At 73.4% G+C, this 22,154-nt stretch carries 24 protein-coding genes; 18 read left to right on the plus strand and 6 right to left on the minus strand.

The window, feature by feature from the left end; all coding sequences use genetic code 11:
- Window position 1: 1 nt before the first annotated feature.
- From AC1DYZ_RS08760 to AC1DYZ_RS08770, 3 genes are all read right to left on the minus strand, one after another.
- The gene (locus AC1DYZ_RS08760; RefSeq protein WP_477064819.1) at window positions 2-295 is read right to left on the minus strand and encodes a YciI family protein; all 294 of its coding nucleotides are present in this window, start codon (window positions 293-295) and stop codon (window positions 2-4) included.
- A gap of 9 nt (window positions 296-304) precedes the next feature.
- Window positions 305-1,369 carry a DUF4349 domain-containing protein gene (locus AC1DYZ_RS08765; protein ID WP_477064820.1) on the minus strand — a complete coding sequence of 355 codons (1,065 nt, stop codon included), beginning with the start codon at window positions 1,367-1,369 and terminating at the stop codon, window positions 305-307.
- Window positions 1,370-1,487: 118 nt separating this feature from the next.
- Window positions 1,488-2,291 (minus strand): DNA-3-methyladenine glycosylase 2, encoded by an 804-nt coding sequence (locus AC1DYZ_RS08770; protein WP_477064821.1) that lies wholly within the window; start codon window positions 2,289-2,291, stop codon window positions 1,488-1,490.
- A 322-nt stretch (window positions 2,292-2,613) separates the two neighbouring features.
- Between AC1DYZ_RS08770 and AC1DYZ_RS08775 the strand changes: the two genes are divergently transcribed.
- Together AC1DYZ_RS08775 and AC1DYZ_RS08780 are read left to right on the plus strand one after the other, a co-directional pair.
- Complete coding sequence (locus AC1DYZ_RS08775) at window positions 2,614-3,921, plus strand: mechanosensitive ion channel family protein (RefSeq protein ID WP_477064822.1); 1,308 nt, start codon at window positions 2,614-2,616, stop codon at window positions 3,919-3,921.
- Window positions 3,922-4,001: 80 nt separating this feature from the next.
- Window positions 4,002-4,535, plus strand: a complete 534-nt coding sequence (locus tag AC1DYZ_RS08780) for a nucleoside/nucleotide kinase family protein (protein WP_477064823.1) — start codon at window positions 4,002-4,004, stop codon at window positions 4,533-4,535.
- Here AC1DYZ_RS08780 and AC1DYZ_RS08785 read toward each other — a convergent pair.
- Window positions 4,525-5,478, minus strand: a complete 954-nt coding sequence (locus tag AC1DYZ_RS08785; protein ID WP_477064824.1) for a helix-turn-helix transcriptional regulator — start codon at window positions 5,476-5,478, stop codon at window positions 4,525-4,527. The genes AC1DYZ_RS08780 and AC1DYZ_RS08785 overlap by 11 nt on opposite strands.
- 86 nt (window positions 5,479-5,564) lie before the next feature.
- Here AC1DYZ_RS08785 and AC1DYZ_RS08790 point away from each other — a divergent pair, with 86 nt between their 5' ends.
- The 12 genes from AC1DYZ_RS08790 to AC1DYZ_RS08845 all read left to right on the plus strand — a co-directional run bounded on the left by AC1DYZ_RS08790 (window position 5,565) and on the right by AC1DYZ_RS08845 (window position 16,659).
- Window positions 5,565-6,545 carry an ATP-binding cassette domain-containing protein gene (locus AC1DYZ_RS08790; protein WP_477064825.1) on the plus strand — a complete coding sequence of 327 codons (981 nt, stop codon included), beginning with the start codon at window positions 5,565-5,567 and terminating at the stop codon, window positions 6,543-6,545.
- Window positions 6,542-7,351 (plus strand): ABC transporter permease, encoded by an 810-nt coding sequence (locus AC1DYZ_RS08795; RefSeq protein ID WP_477064826.1) that lies wholly within the window; start codon window positions 6,542-6,544, stop codon window positions 7,349-7,351. The genes AC1DYZ_RS08790 and AC1DYZ_RS08795 overlap by 4 nt, the downstream gene beginning before the upstream one ends.
- Window positions 7,352-7,445: 94 nt before the next feature.
- Complete coding sequence (locus AC1DYZ_RS08800; RefSeq protein WP_477064827.1) at window positions 7,446-8,000, plus strand: methylated-DNA--[protein]-cysteine S-methyltransferase; 555 nt, start codon at window positions 7,446-7,448, stop codon at window positions 7,998-8,000.
- 43 nt (window positions 8,001-8,043) lie between these two features.
- Window positions 8,044-8,271: a MoaD/ThiS family protein gene (locus tag AC1DYZ_RS08805; protein ID WP_456825981.1), complete on the plus strand. Its 228-nt coding sequence runs from the start codon at window positions 8,044-8,046 to the stop codon at window positions 8,269-8,271.
- Window positions 8,272-8,319: 48 nt separating this feature from the next.
- Complete coding sequence (locus AC1DYZ_RS08810) at window positions 8,320-9,345, plus strand: NAD-dependent epimerase/dehydratase family protein (RefSeq protein WP_477064828.1); 1,026 nt, start codon at window positions 8,320-8,322, stop codon at window positions 9,343-9,345.
- A 348-nt stretch (window positions 9,346-9,693) separates the two neighbouring features.
- Window positions 9,694-11,217: an HNH endonuclease signature motif containing protein gene (locus tag AC1DYZ_RS08815; protein WP_477064829.1), complete on the plus strand. Its 1,524-nt coding sequence runs from the start codon at window positions 9,694-9,696 to the stop codon at window positions 11,215-11,217.
- 176 nt (window positions 11,218-11,393) lie between these two features.
- Complete coding sequence (locus tag AC1DYZ_RS08820; RefSeq protein WP_477064830.1) at window positions 11,394-11,903, plus strand: DsbA family protein; 510 nt, start codon at window positions 11,394-11,396, stop codon at window positions 11,901-11,903.
- Window positions 11,900-12,688 (plus strand): SDR family NAD(P)-dependent oxidoreductase, encoded by a 789-nt coding sequence (locus AC1DYZ_RS08825; RefSeq protein WP_477064831.1) that lies wholly within the window; start codon window positions 11,900-11,902, stop codon window positions 12,686-12,688. Before AC1DYZ_RS08820 ends, AC1DYZ_RS08825 begins: the two co-directional genes overlap by 4 nt.
- The gene (locus tag AC1DYZ_RS08830) at window positions 12,685-13,122 is read left to right on the plus strand and encodes an SRPBCC domain-containing protein (RefSeq protein WP_477064832.1); all 438 of its coding nucleotides are present in this window, start codon (window positions 12,685-12,687) and stop codon (window positions 13,120-13,122) included. Before AC1DYZ_RS08825 ends, AC1DYZ_RS08830 begins: the two co-directional genes overlap by 4 nt.
- Window positions 13,119-14,849 carry a threonine/serine exporter family protein gene (locus AC1DYZ_RS08835; RefSeq protein ID WP_477064833.1) on the plus strand — a complete coding sequence of 577 codons (1,731 nt, stop codon included), beginning with the start codon at window positions 13,119-13,121 and terminating at the stop codon, window positions 14,847-14,849. The genes AC1DYZ_RS08830 and AC1DYZ_RS08835 overlap by 4 nt, the downstream gene beginning before the upstream one ends.
- Before the next feature lie 227 nt (window positions 14,850-15,076).
- Complete coding sequence (locus AC1DYZ_RS08840; RefSeq protein WP_477064834.1) at window positions 15,077-15,469, plus strand: DUF7144 family membrane protein; 393 nt, start codon at window positions 15,077-15,079, stop codon at window positions 15,467-15,469.
- A gap of 77 nt (window positions 15,470-15,546) precedes the next feature.
- Complete coding sequence (locus AC1DYZ_RS08845; protein ID WP_477064835.1) at window positions 15,547-16,659, plus strand: peptidoglycan-binding domain-containing protein; 1,113 nt, start codon at window positions 15,547-15,549, stop codon at window positions 16,657-16,659.
- A gap of 55 nt (window positions 16,660-16,714) precedes the next feature.
- Here AC1DYZ_RS08845 and nhaA read toward each other — a convergent pair whose 3' ends face one another.
- Complete coding sequence (gene nhaA / locus AC1DYZ_RS08850) at window positions 16,715-18,088, minus strand: Na+/H+ antiporter NhaA (protein ID WP_477064836.1); 1,374 nt, start codon at window positions 18,086-18,088, stop codon at window positions 16,715-16,717.
- A gap of 55 nt (window positions 18,089-18,143) precedes the next feature.
- Window positions 18,144-18,986, minus strand: a complete 843-nt coding sequence (gene ppk2, locus AC1DYZ_RS08855) for a polyphosphate kinase 2 (RefSeq protein ID WP_477064837.1) — start codon at window positions 18,984-18,986, stop codon at window positions 18,144-18,146.
- A 99-nt stretch (window positions 18,987-19,085) separates the two neighbouring features.
- Here ppk2 and AC1DYZ_RS08860 point away from each other — a divergent pair, with 99 nt between their 5' ends.
- Genes AC1DYZ_RS08860 through AC1DYZ_RS08875 form a run of 4 tightly spaced genes read left to right on the plus strand, consistent with a single transcriptional unit; the run spans window position 19,086 to window position 22,127 of the window.
- Window positions 19,086-19,490, plus strand: coding sequence for a TOBE domain-containing protein (locus tag AC1DYZ_RS08860; protein ID WP_477064838.1), 405 nt, complete (start codon window positions 19,086-19,088; stop codon window positions 19,488-19,490).
- Window positions 19,487-20,281 (plus strand): molybdate ABC transporter substrate-binding protein, encoded by a 795-nt coding sequence (gene modA / locus AC1DYZ_RS08865; protein ID WP_477064839.1) that lies wholly within the window; start codon window positions 19,487-19,489, stop codon window positions 20,279-20,281. The genes AC1DYZ_RS08860 and modA overlap by 4 nt, the downstream gene beginning before the upstream one ends.
- Window positions 20,278-21,075 carry an ABC transporter permease gene (locus AC1DYZ_RS08870; protein ID WP_477064840.1) on the plus strand — a complete coding sequence of 266 codons (798 nt, stop codon included), beginning with the start codon at window positions 20,278-20,280 and terminating at the stop codon, window positions 21,073-21,075. The genes modA and AC1DYZ_RS08870 overlap by 4 nt, the downstream gene beginning before the upstream one ends.
- Window positions 21,072-22,127 carry an ABC transporter ATP-binding protein gene (locus AC1DYZ_RS08875; RefSeq protein WP_477064841.1) on the plus strand — a complete coding sequence of 352 codons (1,056 nt, stop codon included), beginning with the start codon at window positions 21,072-21,074 and terminating at the stop codon, window positions 22,125-22,127. The genes AC1DYZ_RS08870 and AC1DYZ_RS08875 overlap by 4 nt, the downstream gene beginning before the upstream one ends.
- Window positions 22,128-22,154: the final 27 nt, after the last annotated feature.

Here is a 22,154-nt window from a genome sequence, read left to right on the forward strand (position 1 = left end):
CTCAGTCCCGCGACAGCACCACGCGCCACGGTCGGACGGTCACCGCGAGCACGCCGTCGACCACGGACCGGTCGTCCTGCGTGGCCAGCCGCACGGCCTCCTCGAGGGACTCGACGTCGAGGATCGTCATGCCGCTGCCCTCCGTGTCCTCGAACGGACCCGCGGCGACGAGCTCGCCGGCCGCGTGCCGCCGCTGCAGGAACGCGTAGTGCTGGCCGAGGCCCGGCTGGTCCCCGACCGACTCGCCGTCGGGGACCGCCGGGCCGCGCACGTGCAGCAGGACGAACCGCGCCACAGCGACCTCTCAGCGCTCGTCAGGGTCCACGGGGCGCGCCGCCGGGGGACCCACGGGCGGGTCGAACGGGTATCCGGGTCCCGCCGCGAGGGGCCGTACGGTCGCCGGTGTGCGGAACTTGCGGGACCAGCGAACCACGGCCACGACGCCCGCGGCGATCGCTCCGCCGAAGGCGAGCCACGGGATCAGGACGCCGACCACGATGACGATGCCCGAGACCAGCTCGACCAGCGACCCCCAGCCGGTGGCGAGGCCCTCGAGGAACGACTGCGGGCCGGTCGGTTCCACGGGCGGGGCGGGGGGCTCGACGTAGGGCGGCAGGTCGGGTCCGACGAGCGCGACGCGGATGGTCGAGAGCTGCACCTGCTCGGTGAGCGCGGACCGCTGCGACAGGAGCGACTCGAGGCTGGTCTCCCGCTCGGTCAGGGCGTTCTCCGCCGTGACGATGTCGTCGTGGGTGGTCGCGGTGGCCAGCAGGTTCTCCATCCGGCCGACGGACAGCTGCATCGCGTGGATGCGGGCGTCGAGGTCCAGCGCGGCGGAGGTGACGTCCTTCTTGGAGAGGTCCACCGTGTCGACGTCGCCGAGGTCCCGCAGGGCGATGAGCGTCGGTGTGACGGCCGCGGCGGGGAGCCGGATGGTGAGCGCGGCGCGGCCCACCTCGGTGTCCGTCTGGGCCTGCTCGGAGCGGGCGTCGACCCGACCGCCGGCGTCCTCGGTGAGCTGCACGATGGCGTCCGCGGCGGCCTGGGGGTTCTTCACCGACATCGCGACGTCGCCGGTCTGGATCACCTTCCGGTTGGCGTCGACGGCGCTCGCGGCGGGCGCGGCCGAGGTGTCACCTCCCTCGGTGCCCTGCTCGACCGCGGTGTCGGTGCCGCCGCCGCCCTGGTCGGCGCCGACGGCTCCGCCGTCGGCCTGGCTCTCGGAGAAGCCGGAGTCGGCGGCGTCCGACCCGCTGTCGCCGGCGGAGCAGGCGCTCAGCGTGGCGCTGAGTGCGATGACGCCGACGACCGCCAGGCGGGCGGTGCGGGCGCGGACGGTCGGGGCGGGGCGGCTCGTCGTCGGGTTCATGGCCGTGACCGTAGGGCCGGCGGCGTTGCTGCGGGTTCGCTGTGACTGAACTGTGACGGCGTCGCCATGCGTGGCACCGAATCGTGACCGAGCCGTCACCGCAGCGCGTTGTGCCTGCTCAGAGGGTGTATGCCGTCGCGGTCCACAGGTGCACCGCGGCGAAGGCCCGCCACGGGCGCCACGGCTCGGCCAACCGGGTGACGTCGCGATCGGTCCCGACGCCCAGCGCCCGGCGCAGCACGAGGTCCCCGACGGGCATGGCGTCGCGATCCCCGAGCACGCGCAGCGCGAGGTAGTCGGCCGTCCACGGGCCGATTCCTGGCAGCGCGAGCAGGCGTGCTCGGACGTCGGGGGTGCCCGGGGCGAGCACGAGCCCGTCGGCGCACGCCTGCGCGAGCGCGTGCAGCGTGCGGGCGCGGGAGTGGGTGATGCGGACGACGGCCTGCAGCTCGACCTGGTCGACGGCCGCGAGCGTGGCGGGGGAGGGGTACACCGTCAGCCCGTCCGGGCCCGGCGTGCCGTAGGCCGCGGCGAGCCGGCCGCCGAACGTGCGCGCGGCGGCGAGCGAGACCTGCTGACCGAGCACCGTCGTGACGGCGGCCTCGAACCCGTCGGGGTGGCCGAGGATGCGCAGGTCGGGTCGCGCGCGCACGAGCGGTGCCAGGACCTCGTCGTGCGCGAACGCGTCGCGCACCGCGTCGAGGTCGTCGGCCAGCCCGAACCAGGCGTCCGCGAGCGCCCGGAGGTCGGGGCCCGCGCCGTGGGAGGACGTCAGATCGATGCGGTCCTGCGCCAGGGTCGCCGTGACGACGGCGCCGCCGACGACGCGCCGCACGGTGCTGCCGTCCACCGCCTCCACGCCGGGCACCGCGTGGGCGACCAGCGAGGCGAGGGCAGGCGCGGGGTCGAACGGTCGCCGCACGACGAGAGTTCTGGCGATGGTGCCCTCCGGGGTCGAATCCTTCCGACCGTACCGGCCGGTGGCTTTACCAACACAAGATCGATACATGGAAAGGATGCGCCATTCCCGTGACAGTGCTAGAACTGAAGGCAGCTGATCGCACCGGGTGACCGGGGCGACCAGCCGGGCTGCAATCCGGGCCGCGTTGCCGAGGGTCACGGCGAGAGCCGGACCGCCCGTCAGGGTTCAGGGAGTGCGCCAAGCCTCGTGCCGGCGAGACGCCTCTCCGTTGCGCCCCGTCCCCGAGAAACGGGGACGGGGCGCACCTACGTACGCTGGCATCGTGCTCCTGCCCTTCGCGACCACCGACGACACCGTCTCGCACGAGGTCCAGGGCTTCGTCGTCCCTACCGTCTCGATCCTCGCCGCCGTCGTCATCGCCTACCTCACGGCCACGTTCATCGCCGTGCTGGTCCGGCGCGTCGCGCGCAAGTCCGCCGTCGCGGCCGACCTGACCCGGCGCTCGCGCAAGCCGATGCGGGCGGTCCTGCTGGTGGTCGCCGTGTGGATCGCGCTGCGGCTGAGCACGGATCCGGCCGACTGGACGCGCACCACCGAGCACGTGCTGCTCATCGCGTTCATCATCACCATGGCGTGGCTCATCGGCAGCCTCGCGTTCGTGCTCGAGGACGCTGCGCTGCAGCGCTACCGCATCGACGTCGCCGACAACCGCCACGCGCGCCGGATCCGCACCCAGGTCCAGGTGCTGCGGCGCCTCACGGTGGCCGTGCTCGTGCTCTGCGCGATCGCCGCGATCCTGCTGACGTTCCCGTCGGCGCGGGCGCTCGGCGCGAGCTTGCTGGCGTCCGCCGGGCTCATCTCGATCGTGGCCGGCCTGGCGGCGCAGAGCTCGCTGGCCAACGTCTTCGCCGGGATGCAGCTGGCGTTCACCGACGCGATCCGGGTGGACGACGTGGTCGTCGTCAACCAGCAGTGGGGGCGGATCGAGGAGATCACGCTGACGTACGTCGTCGTGCACATCTGGGACGACCGCCGCCTGATCCTGCCGTCCACGTACTTCACGACGACGCCGTTCGAGAACTGGACCCGCCGCGCGGCCGACCTGCTGGGCACCGTCGAGCTCGACGTGGACTGGGAGGTGCCCGTCGAGCCGATGCGCGCCGAGCTCAACCGGCTGCTGCAGGACACCGACCTGTGGGACCGCCGGGTGGGCATCCTGCAGGTCACCGACGCGATCGGCGGGGTCGTGCGCGTGCGGGCCCTGGCCAGCGCCGTCGACGCCCCCACCCTCTTCGACCTGCGCTGCTACGTGCGCGAGGGGCTGGTCGGCTGGCTGCAGCGGGAGGCGCCGCAGGCGCTGCCCAAGACGCGGTGGGAGGGGTCGTCGCCGGCGCCGGCCACCGGCCGGCGTGCCCGGCCCGAGACGGCGCCGACGCCGACGCTCCCGGTGCCCGGCGCATGGTCGTCGGACGACACGCAGACCATCCGAACGAGCGGGCAGGATGCCCGGCTGTTCACCGGCAGCATCGAGGCCCTGGAGCGGTCGCGGAACTTCTCCGGACCGGGCCAGGAGGTCATCGACGAGCGGGAGCAGACCGCCGAGGACCACGGCGAGGGCCGGCAGCCCTGAGCCCGATCCAGCCCGTCACCACCGACGCCCTCGTCGACCAACTGGTCCGGCTCGTCGCGCAGCGGCCCGGCCGGGTCCGCGTGCTGGTCGACGGCGCGCCGCCGACGCGGCCGGGTGAGCTGGCGGACGCCCTCGTCGAGCCCCTGCGCGCGGCCGGGCGGCCGGTGGCTCTGGTGCACGCGGACGACTTCTTGCGGCCCGCCTCGGTGCGGTTCGAGCACGGCAGGGACGACGCCGACGCCTACCCGGAAGACCGGCTCGACCTGCGGGCGCTCGGCCGCGAGGTGCTCGACCCGTTCGTCGCCACCGGCCGCTACCTGCCGACGCTCTGGGACGCGACGACCGACCGCGCCACCCGCGCGCCGTACGCGCAGGCGCCCGACGGGGCGGTCCTGCTGCTGGACGGCAGCCTGCTGCTGGGGCGGTGGCTCGACCACGAGCTCGCCGTGCACCTCACCGTGCGCCCGGCCACCCTCGAGCGCCGCACGCCCGAGGCGGACCGCTGGGTGCTCCCCGCGTTCGCCCGCTACGACGACGAGATGCTGCCGACGCAGATGGCCGACGTCGTCGTGCACGTGGACGACCCCCGCCACCCCGCGCTGCTCACGCCGTGACCGCGGCCGTCACCCGGGCGGCCAGGCGGTGCATCGCGTCGGCCAGCTCGGGCGGCCCGACCACCCGCAGCGGCACGCCGAACATGGCGAACGTCGCGGCGACGCCGTCCCACGACCAGGCGCGCAGGACCACGCGGCTGCGGTCGTCGGCGACCGCCTCGACCACGGCGCCGCGGCCGGCCCAGCGAGCGACCTCGGCCGCCGCCATGTCGACCTCGGCCTCGCCCCGGCACGGCCACGGGTCGCGACCGCTGAACTGCTCGGCGACGAAGGCGGCGACGTCCGGCGCGGGCAGCTCCCGGGGCGCGAAGCGCGGGCCTGAGCCGGTCTTGGGCGTCATGCGGTCCACGCGGAACGTGCGCCAGTCGCCGCGCTCCAGGTCGTAGCCGACGAGGTACCAGCGGCCGCCCCAGGTGACCAGGTGGTGGGCCTCGGCGCGGCGCGGGAGGTCGGTGCCGCTCCCCCCGGCGTAGTCGAACCGCAGGACCTCCCGTGCGCGCACGGCGGAGCCGACGACCAGCAGGACCTCCTGGTCGACCTGCGGCCGGTTGCCGCCGCGCGAGACGGCCGTCACCTGCAGGGCGTCGGCCGCTGTGCGCAGCCGTGCGGGCATCACCTGGCGGAGCGTCGCGAGCGCACGCACGGCCGCCTCGTCGACCCCCGCGACTCCGGTCGACGCGGTCTGCAGGGCGACGACGAGCGCGACGGCCTGCTCGTCGTCGAGGAGCAGCGGCGGCATCTGGGTGCCCGCGTCGAGCCGGTAGCCGCCGTCGGGTCCCTTGGACGCGTGGACGGGGTAGCCGAGCTCGCGCAGCCGGTCGACGTCGCGGCGCACCGTGCGAGGGCTGACGCCGAGCCGGTCCGCCAGCACGCCGCCCGGCCAGTCGCGGCGCGCCTGAAGGAGAGACAGCAGCGCGAGGAGGCGGGAGGACGGCGTCGACATGTCTCCAGGATCGCATCGGGTAGCGGCCAGGACCTGACCGCTACGCCGAGAAGGCTGGTCGCGTACCCACTCACGAGGGAGAACCCATGATCCAGACGCGAGGACTCACCAAGGACTTCGTGGTGAGCCGCACCGAGACCGTGCACGCCGTGCGCGGGATCGACCTCGACATCGCGCCCGGCGAGCTCGTCGCCGTGCTCGGGCCGAACGGTGCGGGCAAGACCACGACCATGCGCATGCTCACCACGCTCGTCCGCCCGACGTCCGGGACGGCGACCGTCGCGGGCGTGGACGTCGTCGCCGACCCGACCACGGTCCGGCGGCACATCGGCTACGTCGGGCAGGGCAACGGCGCCGGCCACCAGCAGCGCGCCGCCGACGAGCTCACGATGCAGGGTCAGGTGTACGGGCTCGACCGCGCGTCGGCCAGGCGGCGGACCGGCGAGCTGCTGGACGCGCTGGACCTGACGTCGTTGGCGCGGCGCAAGGTGTCGGACCTCTCCGGCGGGCAGCGGCGGCGGCTCGATGTGGCGCTCGGCCTCGTGCACGCGCCCTCGCTGCTGTTCCTCGACGAGCCGTCGACCGGGCTCGACCCGCAGAACCGAGCGAACCTCTGGGACCACATCCTGCGGCTGCGCGCCGAGCACGACATGACGATCGTGCTCACCACCCACTACCTGGACGAGGCCGACACGATGGCCGAGCGAGTCGTCGTCGTCGACCACGGCCAGGTCATCGCCGACGACACCGCCGACGGGCTCAAGAGGATCCTCGCGGGGGACCGGGTGGTGCTGACCGTCGCGCTCGACGGGACCGCGGCGCGGGTGGCCACGATCGTCGAGGCGCTGCCCGGCGCCCGCGACGTGACCGTCGACGGAGCGCGGGTCGAGGCGCGGGTCGCCGACGCGGGCGCCGCCGTCCCGTCGCTCGTGCTCGCGGCGTCCGAGGTGGGTGCACCGCTGCTCGAGGCCGTCGCCGTGCGGCCGACGCTCGACGACGTGTTCCTGGCCCTGACGGGCCGCAGCCTGCGCGAGACCAGCACCGCTACCGAGGAGGTCGCAGCATGAGCACCCTGACCCTCACCCCGCCCGTGAACACCGTGACGCCCGTCCGGCGGTCGTGGCTCGCCGACGTCGGGCTCGTCATGACCCGTGAGCTGCGGCCCGTGGTCCGTGAGCCGTTCTCGGTCGTGTTCGGCCTGGTCCAGCCGCTGGTGTTCCTGGGGTTGTTCGGCCCGCTGCTGGTCGGCACATCGGACGGTCTGAGCTCCGCCGAGGTCTGGCAGTGGTTCGTCCCGTCGGTCCTCGTGATGACCACGCTGTTCGGCACCTCGACCACCGGCGCCAACCTGCAGTTCGAGATGCAGACCGGCGCGCACGAGCGGCTGCTGGTGACGCCGCTATCCCGCTCCGCGCAGCTGGTGGGCCGGTCCCTGAAGGAGATGGTGCCGCTGGTGGCCCAGGCGGTCATCGTCATCGTCGTGATGCTGCCGTTCGGCTTCCGCGCCGACCCCGCCGGGGCCCTGCTCGGGCTCGCGATGCTGGCGGTGCTCGGTGTCGGGCTGGGGTCGTTGAGCTACGCGCTGGCGATCGCCGTGCGCAAGCAGGAGTGGATGTTCTGGGCCGTGCAGCAGACCGTGCTGTTCCCGCTGCTCATCCTGTCCGGGATGCTCCTGCCGCTGGAGACCGGTCCGCAGTGGATGAAGGTGGCCTCCGCGTTCGACCCGCTGCGGTGGGTGGTCGAGGCCGAGCGGGCGCTGTTCGCCGGCGACCTGACCAGCAGCGTCGTCGCGGCCGGATGGCTCGCCGCGGTGCTCACGGCCGCGGTCGGGCTGGCGGTCGGCGTCCGCACCCTGCTGCGCAGCGCCGACTGATCTCGCACCTCACATCGCCCGTCCGTCGTGCGTCTTCCCTCAGGAGACGCACGACGGGCGGGCGTTGTCAGTGGGTGGGGGAATGATGTCGACCATGACGATCCAGGGGGAGCTCACGTCGGGTGTCGGGGTTCTCGACGAGGTGCGCGTGGTGCACACCGTCGTGCCCTCGCCGCTCGGTCCGATCACGCTCGTCGCCCACGACGGCGGCCTCAGCGCGCTGCTGCTTCCGAGCTCGAAGTACGAGGCCGCGCAGGGTCCGTTCGGCGAGCGGGCGGACGACGAGTTCGACCACGTCCGCGAGCAGCTGGACGAGTACTTCGCCGGCACGCGCACCGAGTTCGACCTCCCGCTGCACTTCGTCGGCACCACGTTCCAGTGCCGCGTGTGGGAGGGACTGCTGCGCATCCCGTACGGGCAGACGCGGTCGTACGGCGACCTCGCCGCGGAGATCGGGCTGGACCCGCGGACGTCGTCCCGCGCCGTCGGGGCGGCCAACGGCCGCAACCGGATCGCGATCGTCGTGCCATGCCACCGGGTCATCGGCGCCGACGGATCGCTCACCGGCTTCGCGGCCGGCCTGGACGCCAAGCGGTTCCTGCTCGGGCTTGAGGCCAAGGGGCGGCCGCGGGAGCACCTGCTCTTCTGACGGGTGCCTGTCCGGACGGTGGGTCCGGTGGCAGCATGGGGCCATGGCGCTCGTCCGGTACGTGGCGGCCGCCGCCGAGGCCGCCGGCACCGCCGCCGAGCAGGTTCCCGCCTCGACGGTCGGTGAGCTGCGCGCGCAGGTCCTCATCCGGCACGGCGGCGAGCTCGCCCAGCTCATCGGTGGGTGCTCTTTCGTGGTCGACGGCGTGCGCTCCGACGACGCGAGCCCGCTGGGCCCGAGCGACGTCGTCGACGTCCTCCCGGGCGGCTGACACGGTTCCCCAGATGCGCCGCGTCCGCTGTGCTGCGAGCGTGTGCGCATGAGGGTCGTCGTGGTCGGTGCCAGCGGCAACGTCGGCACGGCACTGTTGCGGCGGTTCGTCGACGACGGGACGGTGACCTCGGTGGTCGCCGTCGCGCGACGGATCCCGCGCTGGCCCGCTCCGACCCCCTACAGCGTCGCGTCGTGGGTCGAGTGCGACGTCGCGGCGCCCACCGCCGTCGACGTTCTCGAGCCCGCGTTCCTCGGGGCTGACGCCGTCGTCCACCTCGCCTGGGCCATCCAGCCGAGCCACAACCGTCGGCGGCTCCACGACGTCAACGTGTCGGGGACGCGGAACGTGGTCGATGCGGCTCGTCGGGCCGGGGTGCCGCACGTCGTCGTGGCCTCCAGCGTCGGCGCCTACTCGCCCGCCCCCGACGACGTCCCGCGCGGGGAGGGCTGGGCCACCGACGGCGTGCGGTCGTCGTCCTATTCCGTGGACAAGGCCGCCGTCGAGCGCGTCCTCGACGAGGCCGAGGAACGCTACCCGGACGTCGCGATCGCCCGGCTACGCCCCGCGCTGGTGTTCCAGCGAGCCGCCGGGCACGAGATATCGCGGTACTTCCTGGGTCCCTGGGCGCCGAAGCGCGCCATCGCCGGCCGGCTCCCTGTGCTTCCGTGGCCCACGGGACTGCGGCTCCAGGCGGTCCACGCCGACGACGCCGCCCAGGCCTACCGCGAGGCAGTGGTCCGCCGCGTGCGGGGAGCGTTCAACATCGCCGCACCCGACGTCCTGCGCGGTCCCGAGGTCGCCGATGTTGTGGCGCGCGGACGGCTCCGGGACGTCCCGGTCTCCGAGGCGCGAGGGGTGCTCGCCGCTGCCTGGCACGCCCGGGCCGTGCCGGTCGGACCCGGCTGGCTCGACATGGCGCTGGCTGCGCCGCTGCTCGACACCTCCCGTGCCGAGCGCGAGCTCGACTGGCGGCCGCAGTGGTCGGCCGTCGACGCCGTGCGGGACCTCGTGGCCGGCATCGCGGCCGGAGCGGGGACGGCGAGCCCGCCGTTGCGGCCGCGTCGGCGCTGAGCCGGGTCGTCCCCTTTCTCACCTCGGTGGCCGGGCGTCCGCCGGTGGGCTACGTGCGCGAAATGTGCCGCTGTCGGCGGCCGCGCGAAAAGCGCTGGGACTTTCAGTGGTGTGCTGGCGCTCCTTTCTTCGAATGCGCCCATTGCCCTGTGGATGAATGGTTGCAATCTGGGGGCTGTGGGCGGCTCGATGGTGCTGTGACCTGCGGCAATGCGGATTCGACTCTCGTCTCACCAAGCGAACGAATGCGCCGGGGAATGTCAGTTGTGCCTGGAACACTTCTTTGTGGCGGGATTGTTGGGTCCGATTCTCGGGTCCGCCCCGGCTGGGCAAAGGAGGTGGCGCGCGGTGTCGATCGACGAGATTGGTGACGATGCCGCCTCTGCGTCAGCCGTTCCGGCCGGTCCAGCCCTGACGGTCGGCGGGTCACCGGCGACGGGCGTGGGCTCGCCGGCGGCGGTCGCGCTGGCGGTGTTGAGGTCGGCGGTCGATGCGTTGGCGGTCGCGTCGGATCCGTCGACCCCGGCGGGGCGTCTGGAGGGCGAGGCGGCGGCGGAGGTGGTGCGGGAGGCGTTGGCGGTGGCGGGCCGACTGTCTGCGATCGCGGCGCGGGTGGTGCCGGTGGTGGAGGCGGATGCCTGGTGGTCGCTGGAGGGTGCCCGCTCAATTACGACGTGGGTCGCGGCGCAGGGGCGGGTCACGCACGGGCAAGCGAAGCGCCTCGTGACGCTCGGGCGGGCGTTCCGTGACGACCTGGCCGCCACCGCGAGCGAGGCCGTGGCCGGGTCGGTGCCGGTGGAGGCGGCGCACGCGATCGCGGCGGTGGCGAACACCGAGGACCGCCGTGCGGCGTTGGCGGCGCCCGCCGACGAGTGCGGGGAGCAGTTCCTGCTGGAGTTCGCGCAGGCGCTGCCGGTCTCGCGGTTCCAGCTCCTCGCTCGCCGCTGGGCGGCGCATGCGGACCCGGCCGCGGACGACCGCGGGTACGTGGAGGCGACGGACCGTGAGTTCCTGACGTTGGCCCAGACGATGGACGGGTGCCACCTGCGCGGATTCCTGACCACGGAGCACGGCCACGCGTTGCAGGCGGCCCTGTCCGCGATGATGTCCACGTCTGCGGACAGTGCGGGGGAGCCGGCCGGGCGGCGTCGCGCGGGCGCGTTGGTGAACCTGACCCGGCTGGTCCTGGACCGGGACCTGACCGGCGCCACCGGCACCCACCGCCCCCACATCACCGCGGTCGTCGACCTCGAGACCTTGAACCGTGCCCTGGATCGCGCCCCAGGGCGGCGCCCACTGGCGACGCCCGCGACGGGTGGCACGAGCGGGACGGGTGGCCGGGGACGGCCGGGCGCCACGGGTGCGCCCCGTGGGGTCGGTCGCGACGACGACGCGCCGGCGGGTACGGCGTCGCCGGTCGGTGCAGCTGCAGCAACGCGGCTACCCATCACGGCCGACGGGGACACCGAGCGGTTCGCGGTCGCGGAGCTGGTCGGCACCGGTCCCATCCCGGACAGCGTGCTGGCCCGGTTGGTGTGTGACTCGGCGATCACCCGGGTCGTGTTCGGACCCCAGTCGCAGGTGTTGAACGTCGGCCGCGCCGAACGCACCTACACCGGTGCCAAACGCCGGGCGATCATCGCCCGCGACCAGCACTGCCAGTACCCAGACTGCGACGCACCGCCGGCCATGTCAGAGGTTCACCACACCGAGCACTGGCATCGCGACGGTGGTTCGACCGACGTGCGCACCGGCTGCCTGCTGTGCTGGYACCACCACGAGGTCGTCCACGACCGAGGCATCGAGATCACCCGCGACGACGCGGGACGGTGGCGATTCGCCGACCGACATGGACACCCCCTGCGCACATGATCGGAACGCAGACCGACCACTCAGCCCCGAGGTCGCGCCGCCGAACGATGTGTAGCGCCCGATCCTCGAAGGCTGTTTCAGCGACCCGCGCGCGTCGCTGACGCGCGGACCGATTACCGACGGCCGGGCGGGTCGTTCCGCTGTCCCGACGTGGCACGGTCGGGCATCCTCGACCCATGGCAGACGACATCCCCGCCGAGCGGCACGTGTACGGCCGCATCGACGCCCCGGTCACCGTGGTCGAGTTCGGTGACCTTGAGTGCCCGTACTGCCGGGCAGCCGCGCCCGCACTTCGCGAACTCGTGGATACCTCCGACGGGCAGGTGCGGCTGGTCTGGCGGCACTTCCCGCTGTTCGAGGTGCACCCGTACGCGCTCTCGGCCGCCCTGGCCGCCGAGGCGGCCGGTACCCACGGCAAGTTCTGGGAGATGCACGACGAGCTCATGAGCCACCAGGACCGGCTCGCCGAGCAGGATCTGCGCGCGGCCGCACGCGCGCTCGGGATCGACCCCGCCGAGGTCGCCGGCGACGGTGCGCAGGCCTACGCGCCGGCAATCTCGGCCGACTACGCCGCCGGCATCGAGCTCGGGGTGCGGGGGACGCCGACGGTGTTCGTCGGCGGCTCGCGCTACCACGGCAAGGTCACGCTCGACCGGCTCCGCGACGCGGTCGAGGCGGCGCGATGAGAACAGCGCTGGTCACGGGCKCCGGGCGGGGGATCGGCCGGKGGATCGCGCTGGGGCTGGCGCGCGCCGGGTACCGCGTCGCCCTCGTCGGCCGGACCCGGGCGCACCTGGACGCCGTCGCCGAGGAGATCGGCGCCGACGCGGTCGTCGCCGCGGCGGACCTCGTCGACCGGACGGCCGTGCTCGACGCCGTGACGCGGGTCGAGGAGCAGCTCGGCGGCATCGGCCTGCTGGTCAACAACGCCGGCGTGATCGAGCGGGCGGAGCTGCCGTTCGTCGACGACGACGTCGAAGACTCCTGGCGCGTCATCGAGGCCAACGTCCGCGGCCCGCTGCTGGTCACGCACGCGGTGCTGCCCGGCATGCTCGCGCGCGGCGACGGGCGTGTGCTCAACCTCAACTCCGGCGCGGGCCACCGGGCGATGACCAGCTACACCGGCTACGCCGTCAGCAAGGGCGCGCTGGCGCGGTTCACCACGCAGCTGGACGCGCAGTACCGGGACCGGGGGATCCGTGTGCTCGATCTCGCGCCCGGGCACGTCGAGACGGCGATGACCACGTCGATGCCGCTGCACGAGGGGCGGACCGAGTGGACGCCGGTCGAGGCCGTCGCCGAGCTGGTGCGGGCGTTCGGTGACGGGGAGCTCGACGCGCTGTCGGGGCGGTTCGTGCGCGCCGGCACGGATACCGTCGAGTCGCTCCGCGCGGCGACCCCGGCCATCCTGGCGACCGACGCCCGCACGCTCCGGCTGCCCCCGTACGGCGACGGCGATCCCGTGTCGTGATCGAGCCGATCCGCCACCAGCTCGTCGTCGCCCCCACGCCCGTGGAGGCGTTCGACGCCTGGGTCGACGGGATCGGGCAGTGGTGGCACCCCGCCTACACCCCGGACCCGGCCGGGTTCGTCGGGGCCGGCATCGAGCCGCGGGTCGGCGGGCGTGTGTACCTGGTCGACGCGACCGTCGGCGACGTCGTGTGGGGACGCGTGCTCGCGATCGCCCGCGGCGCGCTCGTCGTGCACACCTCGACGCTGGCCCAGACCCCTGAGCACCCGAGCCGGATCGCCGTGCAGTTCGTGCCGTTGGACGAGGGCGGCACGCGCGTCGAGCTCGAGCACGGCGGCTGGGACGACGGCAACGTGGGCTTCCGGGACAAGTTCACCGACTGGCCGCTGATTCTCGACCGCTATGCCGCCTTCCTCGCCCGGACTGGGCCGTGACCGGGTCGGCCGTGGGCGTCGCGCCGGAACCCGGTCTGACCGTCGGCGTGACACCGGGCGCCGCCGTGACCCCCGAACCCGTCGAGACGCTCCCGGAGCCCACGGCCACCACGAGCACCGCGCCCTCGACTCCCGCGCCCGTGGAGACCGTCGCGCCGACGGAGTCCAGCTCGGCGGTACCGGTTCCGGTTCCGGTCCCGACCGACGAGACCACCACAGCCGTTCCTTCGCCCGAGCCGACCGTCACGGAGACCGTGGTCGTCGAGGTGCCCTTCACCCACGAGCCGGCCGTGTCGAGCTCGACCATCCCGCTCGGCGCGATCATCACGGCGCTCGTCATCCTTGTCGCGGCCGCCGCGGCGCTGGTGCTCGCCGTCCGGCGCAATCGCGACGGGCGTCCGCCGCTGCCGGCGACCGCAGGGGTTCCGGCCGTCACCACCACGTCGACGGTCGACGTGCTCGACGCGACCAGCCCCGCCGCGCTGCCGTCGGACGCGCTGTCGGACACGGTCCGGTTCCTCATGGTGCTGGGCGAGGCCCTCATCGACTCGAGCGCGCCGGTGGTCCAGGTGAACCGGACGCTCGAACGGGTCGCGGCGATCAACGGCGCGCCCGAGGTCGAGGTGGTGGCCCTGCCCACGGCGTTGCTGGTGTCGGTGCCCCACGGCGTCTCGACGCAGACCGCTGCGTCGTCCGCGGGCTGGCGGCAGCTGAGGCTGCACCAGGTGCAGGACGTCCTCGAGGTCGCCGACGAGGCGGAGGCCGGTGACGTCGGGCCGGTCGAGGGCATGGCGCGGATCCGGGCCGCGGTCACCGCGCCACCGCTGTACTCCGGGAGCGCGCGCATCCTGGGGTACGTCGCCGTCACGGCCGGGCTCGCCATGATCCTCGGCGGCAGCCTCGTCGACGTGCTCGTGGCGTCGGCGCTCGGCGCCGCGATCGCCGTGGCGCAGGTGGCCACCGGGCGCCTGCCCGCCCCCTATCAGGCCCTCGTGGTGCTGACCTGCGCGTTCGGCGTCTCCGCTGCGGTCTTCCTCCTCTCGCGAACGGGCATCGACATCGGGACGCTCGCGCCGCTCGTCGCCCCGCTGGTGACGTTCCTGCCCGGTGCCCTCCTGACCACGGCGGCGATCGACCTGGCCACGCGGCAGATGATCGCCGGCTCCGCGCGGCTGGCCGCGGGCGCCATGCAGCTCGTCCTGCTCGCGCTCGGCATCACCGGTGCGGCGGCGCTCGTCGGCGTGCCCGCCTCGGACGTCGGGGCCGCGGCCTTCCAGCCGCTCGGCTGGGCCGGTCCGTGGATCGGCGTGCTCGTCTACGGCACCGGTGTGGTGTTCCACAACTGCGCCCGACGGACCGCGCTCCCGTGGATCCTGCTCGTGCTCGTCGTCGCGTACGCCGGACAGGTGGTGGGCGGGCTGTTCTTCGGCGGCGCGTTCTCCGCGTTCTTCGGGGCACTGCTGATGACCCCCGTCGCGATGTTCGCCGCGACCCGCCCGACCGGCCCGCCCGCGCTCGTGGGCTTCCTGCCGGGGTTCTGGCTGCTCGTGCCCGGTGCCCTGGGGCTCGTGGGAGTGACCTCGATCCTCGGCGCCGACGCGCAGGCGCTCAACACGGTCGTCACCGCCGGCACCACGATGGTGGCGATCTCCTTGGGGGTGCTCGCGGGCATCGCGCTGGGGTCCGGCGCGGCACGACGGGCGGGGCTGTCGGTCGGTCGGTTCTGACGGCTCGGGCGGCCGCCACGTGGTCGAGGACGTCGGCGTCGGCGTCGCTGAGGCGGCCGGATCCAGTTCGGGCGCCACCCTCGTGGGTGCTGGCATTTCGCCTCGCTCGCCGCAATGATCCTGTTCACGGGGATTTCTCGTGCCGATCCAGGGAAGGGTCGCGTGACGCGACGGGCAGCTTGTCGACCGCTCGTGAGTCAGCGCCACATCAAGAGAGGGATCCGAACGTGACAGAGCAGCGCAGTGGATTTGCCGTCGGCCTGACCGTGTTCGCCGCGACGATGATGATCCTCATCGGCGTCCTGCACGCCGTGCAGGGAGTGGTGGCGGTCGCCAACGACACGTTCTACGTCGCGGGCCAGGAATGGATCTTCGAGTTCGACGTCACGACGTGGGGCTGGATCCACCTCGTCGCGGGCCTCGTCGTCGTGCTCGCCGGCTTCTTCGTGCTCACCGGGGCGGTGTGGGCCCGGGCCGTCGGGGTGGCCGTGGTGTTCCTCAGCATCCTGCTCAACTTCGCTTGGCTGCCCTACTACCCGTGGTGGAGCCTCGTGATCATCGCGCTCGACATCTTCGTGATCTGGGCACTCACGGTCCACGGTCGGGACATCGTCCGATGAGCCGCCGCGCAGTTCTCGTAGCGCCTGGGCGTCGTCGCGCGTCGCGGACCGTCGCCCTTGCAGTCGGCGCTGGTCTCTTGCTGGCCCTGTCGGGATGCACCGGGGACACGTCGGGGCCACAGGAGACGCCCAAGTCCGACGTCGAGGTCGCGCAGGCAAACGTCGCGGACGCGGAAGAGGCCCTGGCCACCGCGCAGGCCGCGGCGACCGACGCCGGCGCGGCGTTCTGCGACGCGAGCTCGACGTACATCACGGCCCTGGACCGCTACGGCGACGTGCTGAACCAGACGGCGGTCACCGTCGGCGACGTCCAGACGGCCGGCGACGACCTCGCCGAGCCCGCTGCGGACACGAAGGACGCGGCCCAGAGCGCCGTCGACGCCCGCGACGCGGTCGTCCAGGCGCAAGACGACCTCACAAAAGCGCAGGCCGAGCTGGCCGTCGCCCAGGCGGCCGCTGCCGGTGAACCCGCGCCCGAGCCCACCGAGGAGTCGCCCAGCCCGGAGCCCACGGTCCCCGCCGCCAGCGTGACCCGGGTCCAGCAGGCCGAGGAGGACTTCTCGTCCGCTCGCGGGAGCATCACCGCGGACACGCCGTTGGTGCAGGCGTCCGAGCAGTTCAACTCGGCGGCTGTGGCCTTGGAGATGTCCTGGCTCCGCCTCTTCGCCGACGCGGGCTGCCTGTCGGACGAGCGGCAGGCGGAGGCGAGCGCCACCGTCAGCGCCTACACGGCGGCGCTCCAGCAGTCGCTGAAGGACGCCGGGTACGACCCCGGCTCGGTCGACGGGGTGTACGGCCCGCAGACGGTTGCCGCCGTGCAGGCCCTGCAGAAGGCGAGCGGGCTGCCCGAGACGGGGACGATGGACAAGGCGACCAACGCCGCGCTCCAGGCAGCCCTCGAGGCGAAGGGCGCCGAGGCGGCCGCGGCGTCGGCGGCGGCGACCGCTGCTCTGCAGCAGACGCTCAAGCTGGCGGGCTACTGGGACGGGCCGGTCGACGGGACGTGGTCGGACGAGCTCACGGCCGCCGTCGGGGCCGCACAGACCGACCTGGGTGTCCCGGTGACGGGCACGGTGGACGCTGCGACGATCGCGGCGTTCCAGGCGGCGCTCGCGGGGGCCAAGGAGGGCGCCTCGGCGGAGCCGACACCGGAGCCGACGCCGGAGCCCACGGCGACCGAGGAGGGCTGATCCGGCCGCCGGAGGAGCCGCCGGGGCGGCGGCTCCTCCGGCGGCCGTGGTCGACCTAGACCGGTGCCCGCCACGGCAGCGGCGGCAGGGGCGGCGGGGCGTCGCTGAGCGGCGAGCACAGCGGCAGCTTCTCGCCCAGCCACCGCAGCAGGATCGAGCCGAGCACGGCCGCTGTCAGCGAGCCCGCGAGGATCCCGATCTTCGCGTCGTCCAGCTGCTGGGGGTCGTCAAAGGCCAGGCCGGCGATGAATAGGGAGATGGTGAACCCGATGCCGGCCAGCACCGCGCCGCCCAGCAGGTGTCCCCAGCGCACGCGGCCGGGCAGCTCACCGAGGCCGAGCCGCAGCGCGACCGTCGAGGCGCCCGTGATGCCGATGGCGTTGCCCAGCACCAGGGCGACGGCCACGCCGATGGCCAGACGGGAGCTCGCCGCTGACTGGATCGACTCCGCGTTCAGCACGATCCCCGCGTTGGCCAGCCCGAACAGGGGCACGACGACGAACGCGCTCCAGGGGTGCAGGAGGCGCTGCAGCCGGTCGTTCGTCGGCACCGCCGCCCGGGCGGCGAGCTCCGCGAGGTGCTCGCGCTCCGCGGTGGCGTCGTCGATCAGCTCGCGGCCGTACCCGGCGACCTCGTCGATCGTCTCCTGGTCCGCGGGCCGGGCGGGCACCAGCAGGCCGACGATGACGCCCGCCAGGGTGGCGTGCACGCCCGACGCCTGGACGGCGAACCACAGAGCGATGCCGGCGATCACGTAGGGCGCCAGCTGCCAGACGTTGAGCCAGCGCAGGACGACGATCCCCACGACGATCGCCCCGGCGATCGCCAGCGCGGCCATGTCGACCTCGGCCGTATAGAAGACCGACATCACGGTGATCGCGCCGATGTCGTCGACGATCGCCAGCGTGAGCAGGAACAGCCGCAGCCGGTCGGGGCACTTGGGGCCGAAGAGGGCAAGGATGCCGACCAGGAACGCGGTGTCCGTCGACATCACGACGCCCCAGCCGTGGGCGGCGTCGGTGCCGCCGTTGAAGGCCAGGTAGATGAGCACCGGGACGAGCAGGCCACCGATCGCGCCGAGGGCCGGCACGGCGACGGTCCGCTTGTCCCGAAGGTCTCCCGTGGTGGCCTCGCGGCTGATCTCCAGGCCGACGACCGCGAAGAAGATCGCCATCGCGGCGTCGTTGACCCAGCCGTGCAGGTCGAGCTCGATGCCCCAGCTTCCGATGTGGAAGCCGGCCATGGTCGACCACATCGACTCGTAGGCGTCCGCCCACGGGGAGTTCGCCCAGACGATCGCGACGATGGTGGCGGCCAGCAGGTAGACGGCGCTGCCGGCCTCGTTGGTGAGGAAGTCCCGCACCGACGGCTGGAGGCCGGGCAGCGAGACCCGCAGGGCGGGGCCCGGGGAGGTCGAGGTCGTCGACATGCGGATCAACGTCGCAGGTCATCGGCCGCGACGCAACGGTCGTTCGCCGTCGGCGTCAGAGGTACTTCTCCGGGTCGCCCATGAGCTCGAGGACGTGGTCGGGGACGTACGTCGACAGCTCTCGCGGCGGACGGACGTAGTTGTTGGTGGCAGGGGGCCGGTCCGGGAGCTTGACCTTCTCGTGCGGCACGTCGGTGTACGGGATCGTCGAGAGCAGGTGGCTGATCATGTTGAGGCGCGCGTGCTTCTTGATGTCCGACTCCACGATGAACCACGGGCTGGCCGGCACGTCGGTGTGCACGAGCATCTCGTCCTTGGCCTTGGAGTACTCCTCCCACCGGCTGAGCGACGCGGTGTCCGTCGGGCTGAGCTTCCACTGCCGCACCGGGTCGTTCAGGCGGGAGCGGAACCGCTTGAGCTGCTCGGTGTCCGAGACCGAGAACCAGTACTTGCGCAGCAGGATGCCGTCCTCGATGAGCATCTGCTCGAAGATCGGCGTCTGCCTCATGAACCGGCTGTACTCCTGCGGCGTGCAGAACCCCATGACGTGCTCGACCCCGGCGCGGTTGTACCAGGACCGGTCGAACAGCACGATCTCGCCGGCCGCGGGCAGGTGGGCGACGTAGCGCTGGTAGTACCACTCGCTCTTCTCGCGCTCCGTCGGTGTGGGGAGCGCGGCGATGCGCACGACGCGGGGGCTGAGGTACTCCGAGATCCGCTTGATCGTGCCGCCCTTGCCGGCGGCGTCGCGGCCCTCGAAGATCACGACGACCCGGGCGCCCGTCTCCTTGGCCCACAGCTGGACCTTGACCAGCTCGGCCTGCAGGCGGAAGAGCTCGGCCTCGTAGACGTCGTTCGGGATCTTGCCCTTGCGCTTCTTGCCTGACTTCTTCGCCATGAACGGACCGTACCGCCCGCGGTGTGGTCGCGCCGAGCTTCCGCATCCGCGGACCGGAAGGCCCTGGACGGCCGTACATGCGGCACTACGATCACGTTCGTGACCGACTACAGGATCAGCGAGGCGGCGGAGCTGCTGGGCGTGAGCGATGACACCGTGCGGCGGTGGGTCGACTCCGGTGCGCTGGCGGCCCGGACGGACGATGCGGGGCGGAGCGTGGTCGGCGGCGTCGAGCTCGCGGCGCTGGCCGTGGAGCGAGCGCGGACCCCGGAGGACCCCGCGGCCGGCACCAGCTCGGCGCGCAACCGGCTGCCCGGTCTGGTCACCAACATCCTCAGCGACACCGTGATGGCGCAGGTCGAGCTGCAGGCCGGACCGTTCCGGCTGGTGTCGCTGATGTCGAGCGAGGCGGTCCGCGAGCTCGGGCTCGAGGTCGGATCACGCGCGACCGCGGTTGTGAAGGCCACCACCGTGCTCGTCGAGACCCCGCGGGCGCAGCGATGAGGACCCGCGCGCTCGTCGGCATCGCGGCCGTGCTGCTCGCGCTCGTCGGGTGCTCGTCGGCGACGCCTGCCGCCGAGAGCACCTCGACGCCCACACGCCAGCTGACCGGCGAGCTCACCGTGTTCGCCGCGGCCTCGCTGCAGGGTGCCTTCGACGCGATCGGCCAGGAGCTCGCCGCCCAGAACCCCGGGGTCACGGTGCACCCGACCACCTACGACGGCTCCTCCACGCTGGCGGCCCAGCTGGTCGGCGGGGCCGCGGCGGACGTGTTCGCGTCCGCCGACCTGACGAACATGGCCACGGTGACCGACGCGGGCCTGGCCGACGGCACGCCGACGGTCTTCACGAGGAACACGCTCGAGATCGTCGTGGCGCCGGGCAACCCGAAGAACATCACGTCGCTGGCGGACCTGGCGGCGCTGTCGACGTCGGGCGGCAAGGTCGTCCTCTGCGCCCCCGAGGTGCCCTGCGGCGCGGCGGCGCAGAAGGTCCTCGACGGTGCGGGCCTCACGCTGACACCGGTCAGCGAGGAGCAGAACGTCAAGGCCGTGCTCACCAAGGTGCAGACCGGCGACGCCGATGCCGGCCTGGTCTACCGGACCGACGTGCTCGCGGCCGGCGACTCCGTCGAGGGCGTCGAGTTCGCCGAGGCAGCCACGGCGGTGAACGAGTACCCGATCGTCATGCTGACGACCACCGAGAACGAGGACGTCGCCCGGGCGTTCGTCGACCTCGTCCTCTCCGAAGCGGGGCAGAAGATCCTCACGGACCTGGGGTTCACCGCGCCGTGAGACCGACGCGCATCCCGGGCCTGCTGTGGCTGCCGGCGGCCCTCGCGGCCGGCCTGCTGGTCCTGCCTGTCGTCGCCCTCGTTCTGCATGCCGACTGGTCGACGCTGCCGGCGGACATCACGACGCCGGCCGCGATGGACGCGCTCCGGCTGTCGCTGACCACGTCGGTCGCGGCCACGGTCGTGTGCCTGGTGCTGGGCGTCCCGCTGGCGGTCGTCCTGGCGCGGGCGCGCGGCTGGTCGTCCGACGTGCTGCGCGCGCTGGTCACGCTGCCGCTCGTGCTGCCGCCGACGGTCGGCGGGATCGCGCTGCTCTACCTGCTGGGGCGGCGGGGGCTGGTCGGGCAGTCGCTGGACACGTGGTTCGGCATCACGATCCCGTTCACCACGGCGGCCGTGGTCATCGCGCAGTCGTTCGTCGCCATGCCGTTCCTGGTCCTCTCCGTGGAGGGCTCGTTGCGGACGGCGGGGACCCGGTTCGACGTCGTCGCCGCGAGCCTCGGGGCGGGGCCGTGGACCGTGCTGCGACGCATCACGATCCCGCTGGTCATGCCCGGCCTGGTGAGCGGCACGGTCCTGTGCTTCGCGCGGGCGCTCGGGGAGTTCGGCGCGACCGCGCTGTTCGCCGGCAACTCCCCGGGCGTCACGCAGACCATGCCGCTGGCCATCTACTCGGCGTTCAACGGGGCCGGCGTCACGCAGGGCACGGCCGTCGCACTGTCGCTGCTGCTGGTGTTCGCGGCGATCGCTGTGCTCCTCGCGGCGCGCGCCTGGCGGCCCGGGCGGGCCGCATGACGTCCCTGCACGCCGAGGTCGCGGTCCGCCGGGGCACGTTCGCGCTCGACGTGACGATCGCCGCCCACCCCGGCGAGATCGTCGCGGTGCTCGGCCCCAACGGCGCGGGCAAGTCGACGCTGCTCGCGGTGCTCGCCGGGCACCTGGTCCCCGCGGACGGCGTGGTGCGGGTGGGGGACCGGACACTGAATGCCGTCTGGGACGGGCGGGTGGAGACGGACGTGCGTCCCGAGCGCCGGTCCGTCGGCCTGCTGGGCCAGGACCCGCTGGTCTTCCCGCACCTGAGCGCGCGCGAGAACGTCGCCTTCGCCCCTCGCGCGGCCGGTGTGCCCACGAAGGAGGCCCGGGAGACGGCCGACGAGTGGCTCACCGCCGTCGGGCTCGGCGGGCTGGCCGACCGTCGCCCCGACGCGCTGTCCGGCGGGCAGCGCCAGCGGGTCGCCCTCGCGCGTGCGCTMGCGGCCGAGCCCGACGTGCTCCTGCTCGACGAGCCCTTCGCCCAGCTGGACGTGCGCACGGCCGCCGAGCTGCGCGAGCTGGTGCGCGAGCAGGTCCGGCGCACGCGCACCGCCACCGTCCTGGTCACCCACGACGTGCTCGACGCCGTCACGCTGGCGGATCGGGTCGTCGTCCTGCACGACGGTCAGGTGGTCGAGCAGGGTCGGCCGCTCGACGTGCTCACCGACCCCGTCCACCCGTTCACGGCGGCGCTGGCCGGCGTGAACCTCGTCGTCGGCACGCTCGTGGCCGGTGCCGGCGGCGGGACGGTGCTGGCCGGACCCGACGGCCTGCTGGTGCCGTGCGACGCCGCGCCGGGGGGGCGGGCCCAGGTGACGTTCCCGCCCGGGGCCGTGGTCGTCGGCGGCGAGGGCGGCTGGAGCGCGCGGGTGGTCGACCTCGAGCCCGGGACCACCGGGGTCCGCCTGCGGACCACCGGCGACGTGCTCGTCGACCTGCCGCCGGCGCGGGTCGCGCTGCTGGGTCTGCACGTCGGCGCGACCGTCCGGCTCGCCGTCCCGAGCGAGCACGTGCGGGTGCGACCGCTCGCCTGATCTCACAGGCCGCCGCGGCAACCGGTG

Source organism: Cellulomonas sp. P1_C4 (genome assembly GCF_056406355.1).

Excerpts from the sequence above, each read along its gene's own strand:
- AC1DYZ_RS08765 (WP_477064820.1), bottom strand. The coding sequence starts at position 1,369 with ATGAACCCGACGACGAGCCGCCCCGCCCCGACCGTCCGCGCCCGCACC.
- AC1DYZ_RS08785 (WP_477064824.1), bottom strand. The coding sequence starts at position 5,478 with ATGTCGACGCCGTCCTCCCGCCTCCTCGCGCTGCTGTCTCTCCTTCAG.
- AC1DYZ_RS08790 (WP_477064825.1), top strand. The coding sequence starts at position 5,565 with ATGATCCAGACGCGAGGACTCACCAAGGACTTCGTGGTGAGCCGCACC.
- AC1DYZ_RS08795 (WP_477064826.1), top strand. The coding sequence starts at position 6,542 with ATGAGCACCCTGACCCTCACCCCGCCCGTGAACACCGTGACGCCCGTC.
- AC1DYZ_RS08800 (WP_477064827.1), top strand. The coding sequence starts at position 7,446 with ATGACGATCCAGGGGGAGCTCACGTCGGGTGTCGGGGTTCTCGACGAG.
- AC1DYZ_RS08805 (WP_456825981.1), top strand. The coding sequence starts at position 8,044 with ATGGCGCTCGTCCGGTACGTGGCGGCCGCCGCCGAGGCCGCCGGCACC.
- AC1DYZ_RS08810 (WP_477064828.1), top strand. The coding sequence starts at position 8,320 with ATGAGGGTCGTCGTGGTCGGTGCCAGCGGCAACGTCGGCACGGCACTG.
- AC1DYZ_RS08820 (WP_477064830.1), top strand. The coding sequence starts at position 11,394 with ATGGCAGACGACATCCCCGCCGAGCGGCACGTGTACGGCCGCATCGAC.
- nhaA (WP_477064836.1), bottom strand. The coding sequence starts at position 18,088 with ATGTCGACGACCTCGACCTCCCCGGGCCCCGCCCTGCGGGTCTCGCTG.
- ppk2 (WP_477064837.1), bottom strand. The coding sequence starts at position 18,986 with ATGGCGAAGAAGTCAGGCAAGAAGCGCAAGGGCAAGATCCCGAACGAC.
- modA (WP_477064839.1), top strand. The coding sequence starts at position 19,487 with ATGAGGACCCGCGCGCTCGTCGGCATCGCGGCCGTGCTGCTCGCGCTC.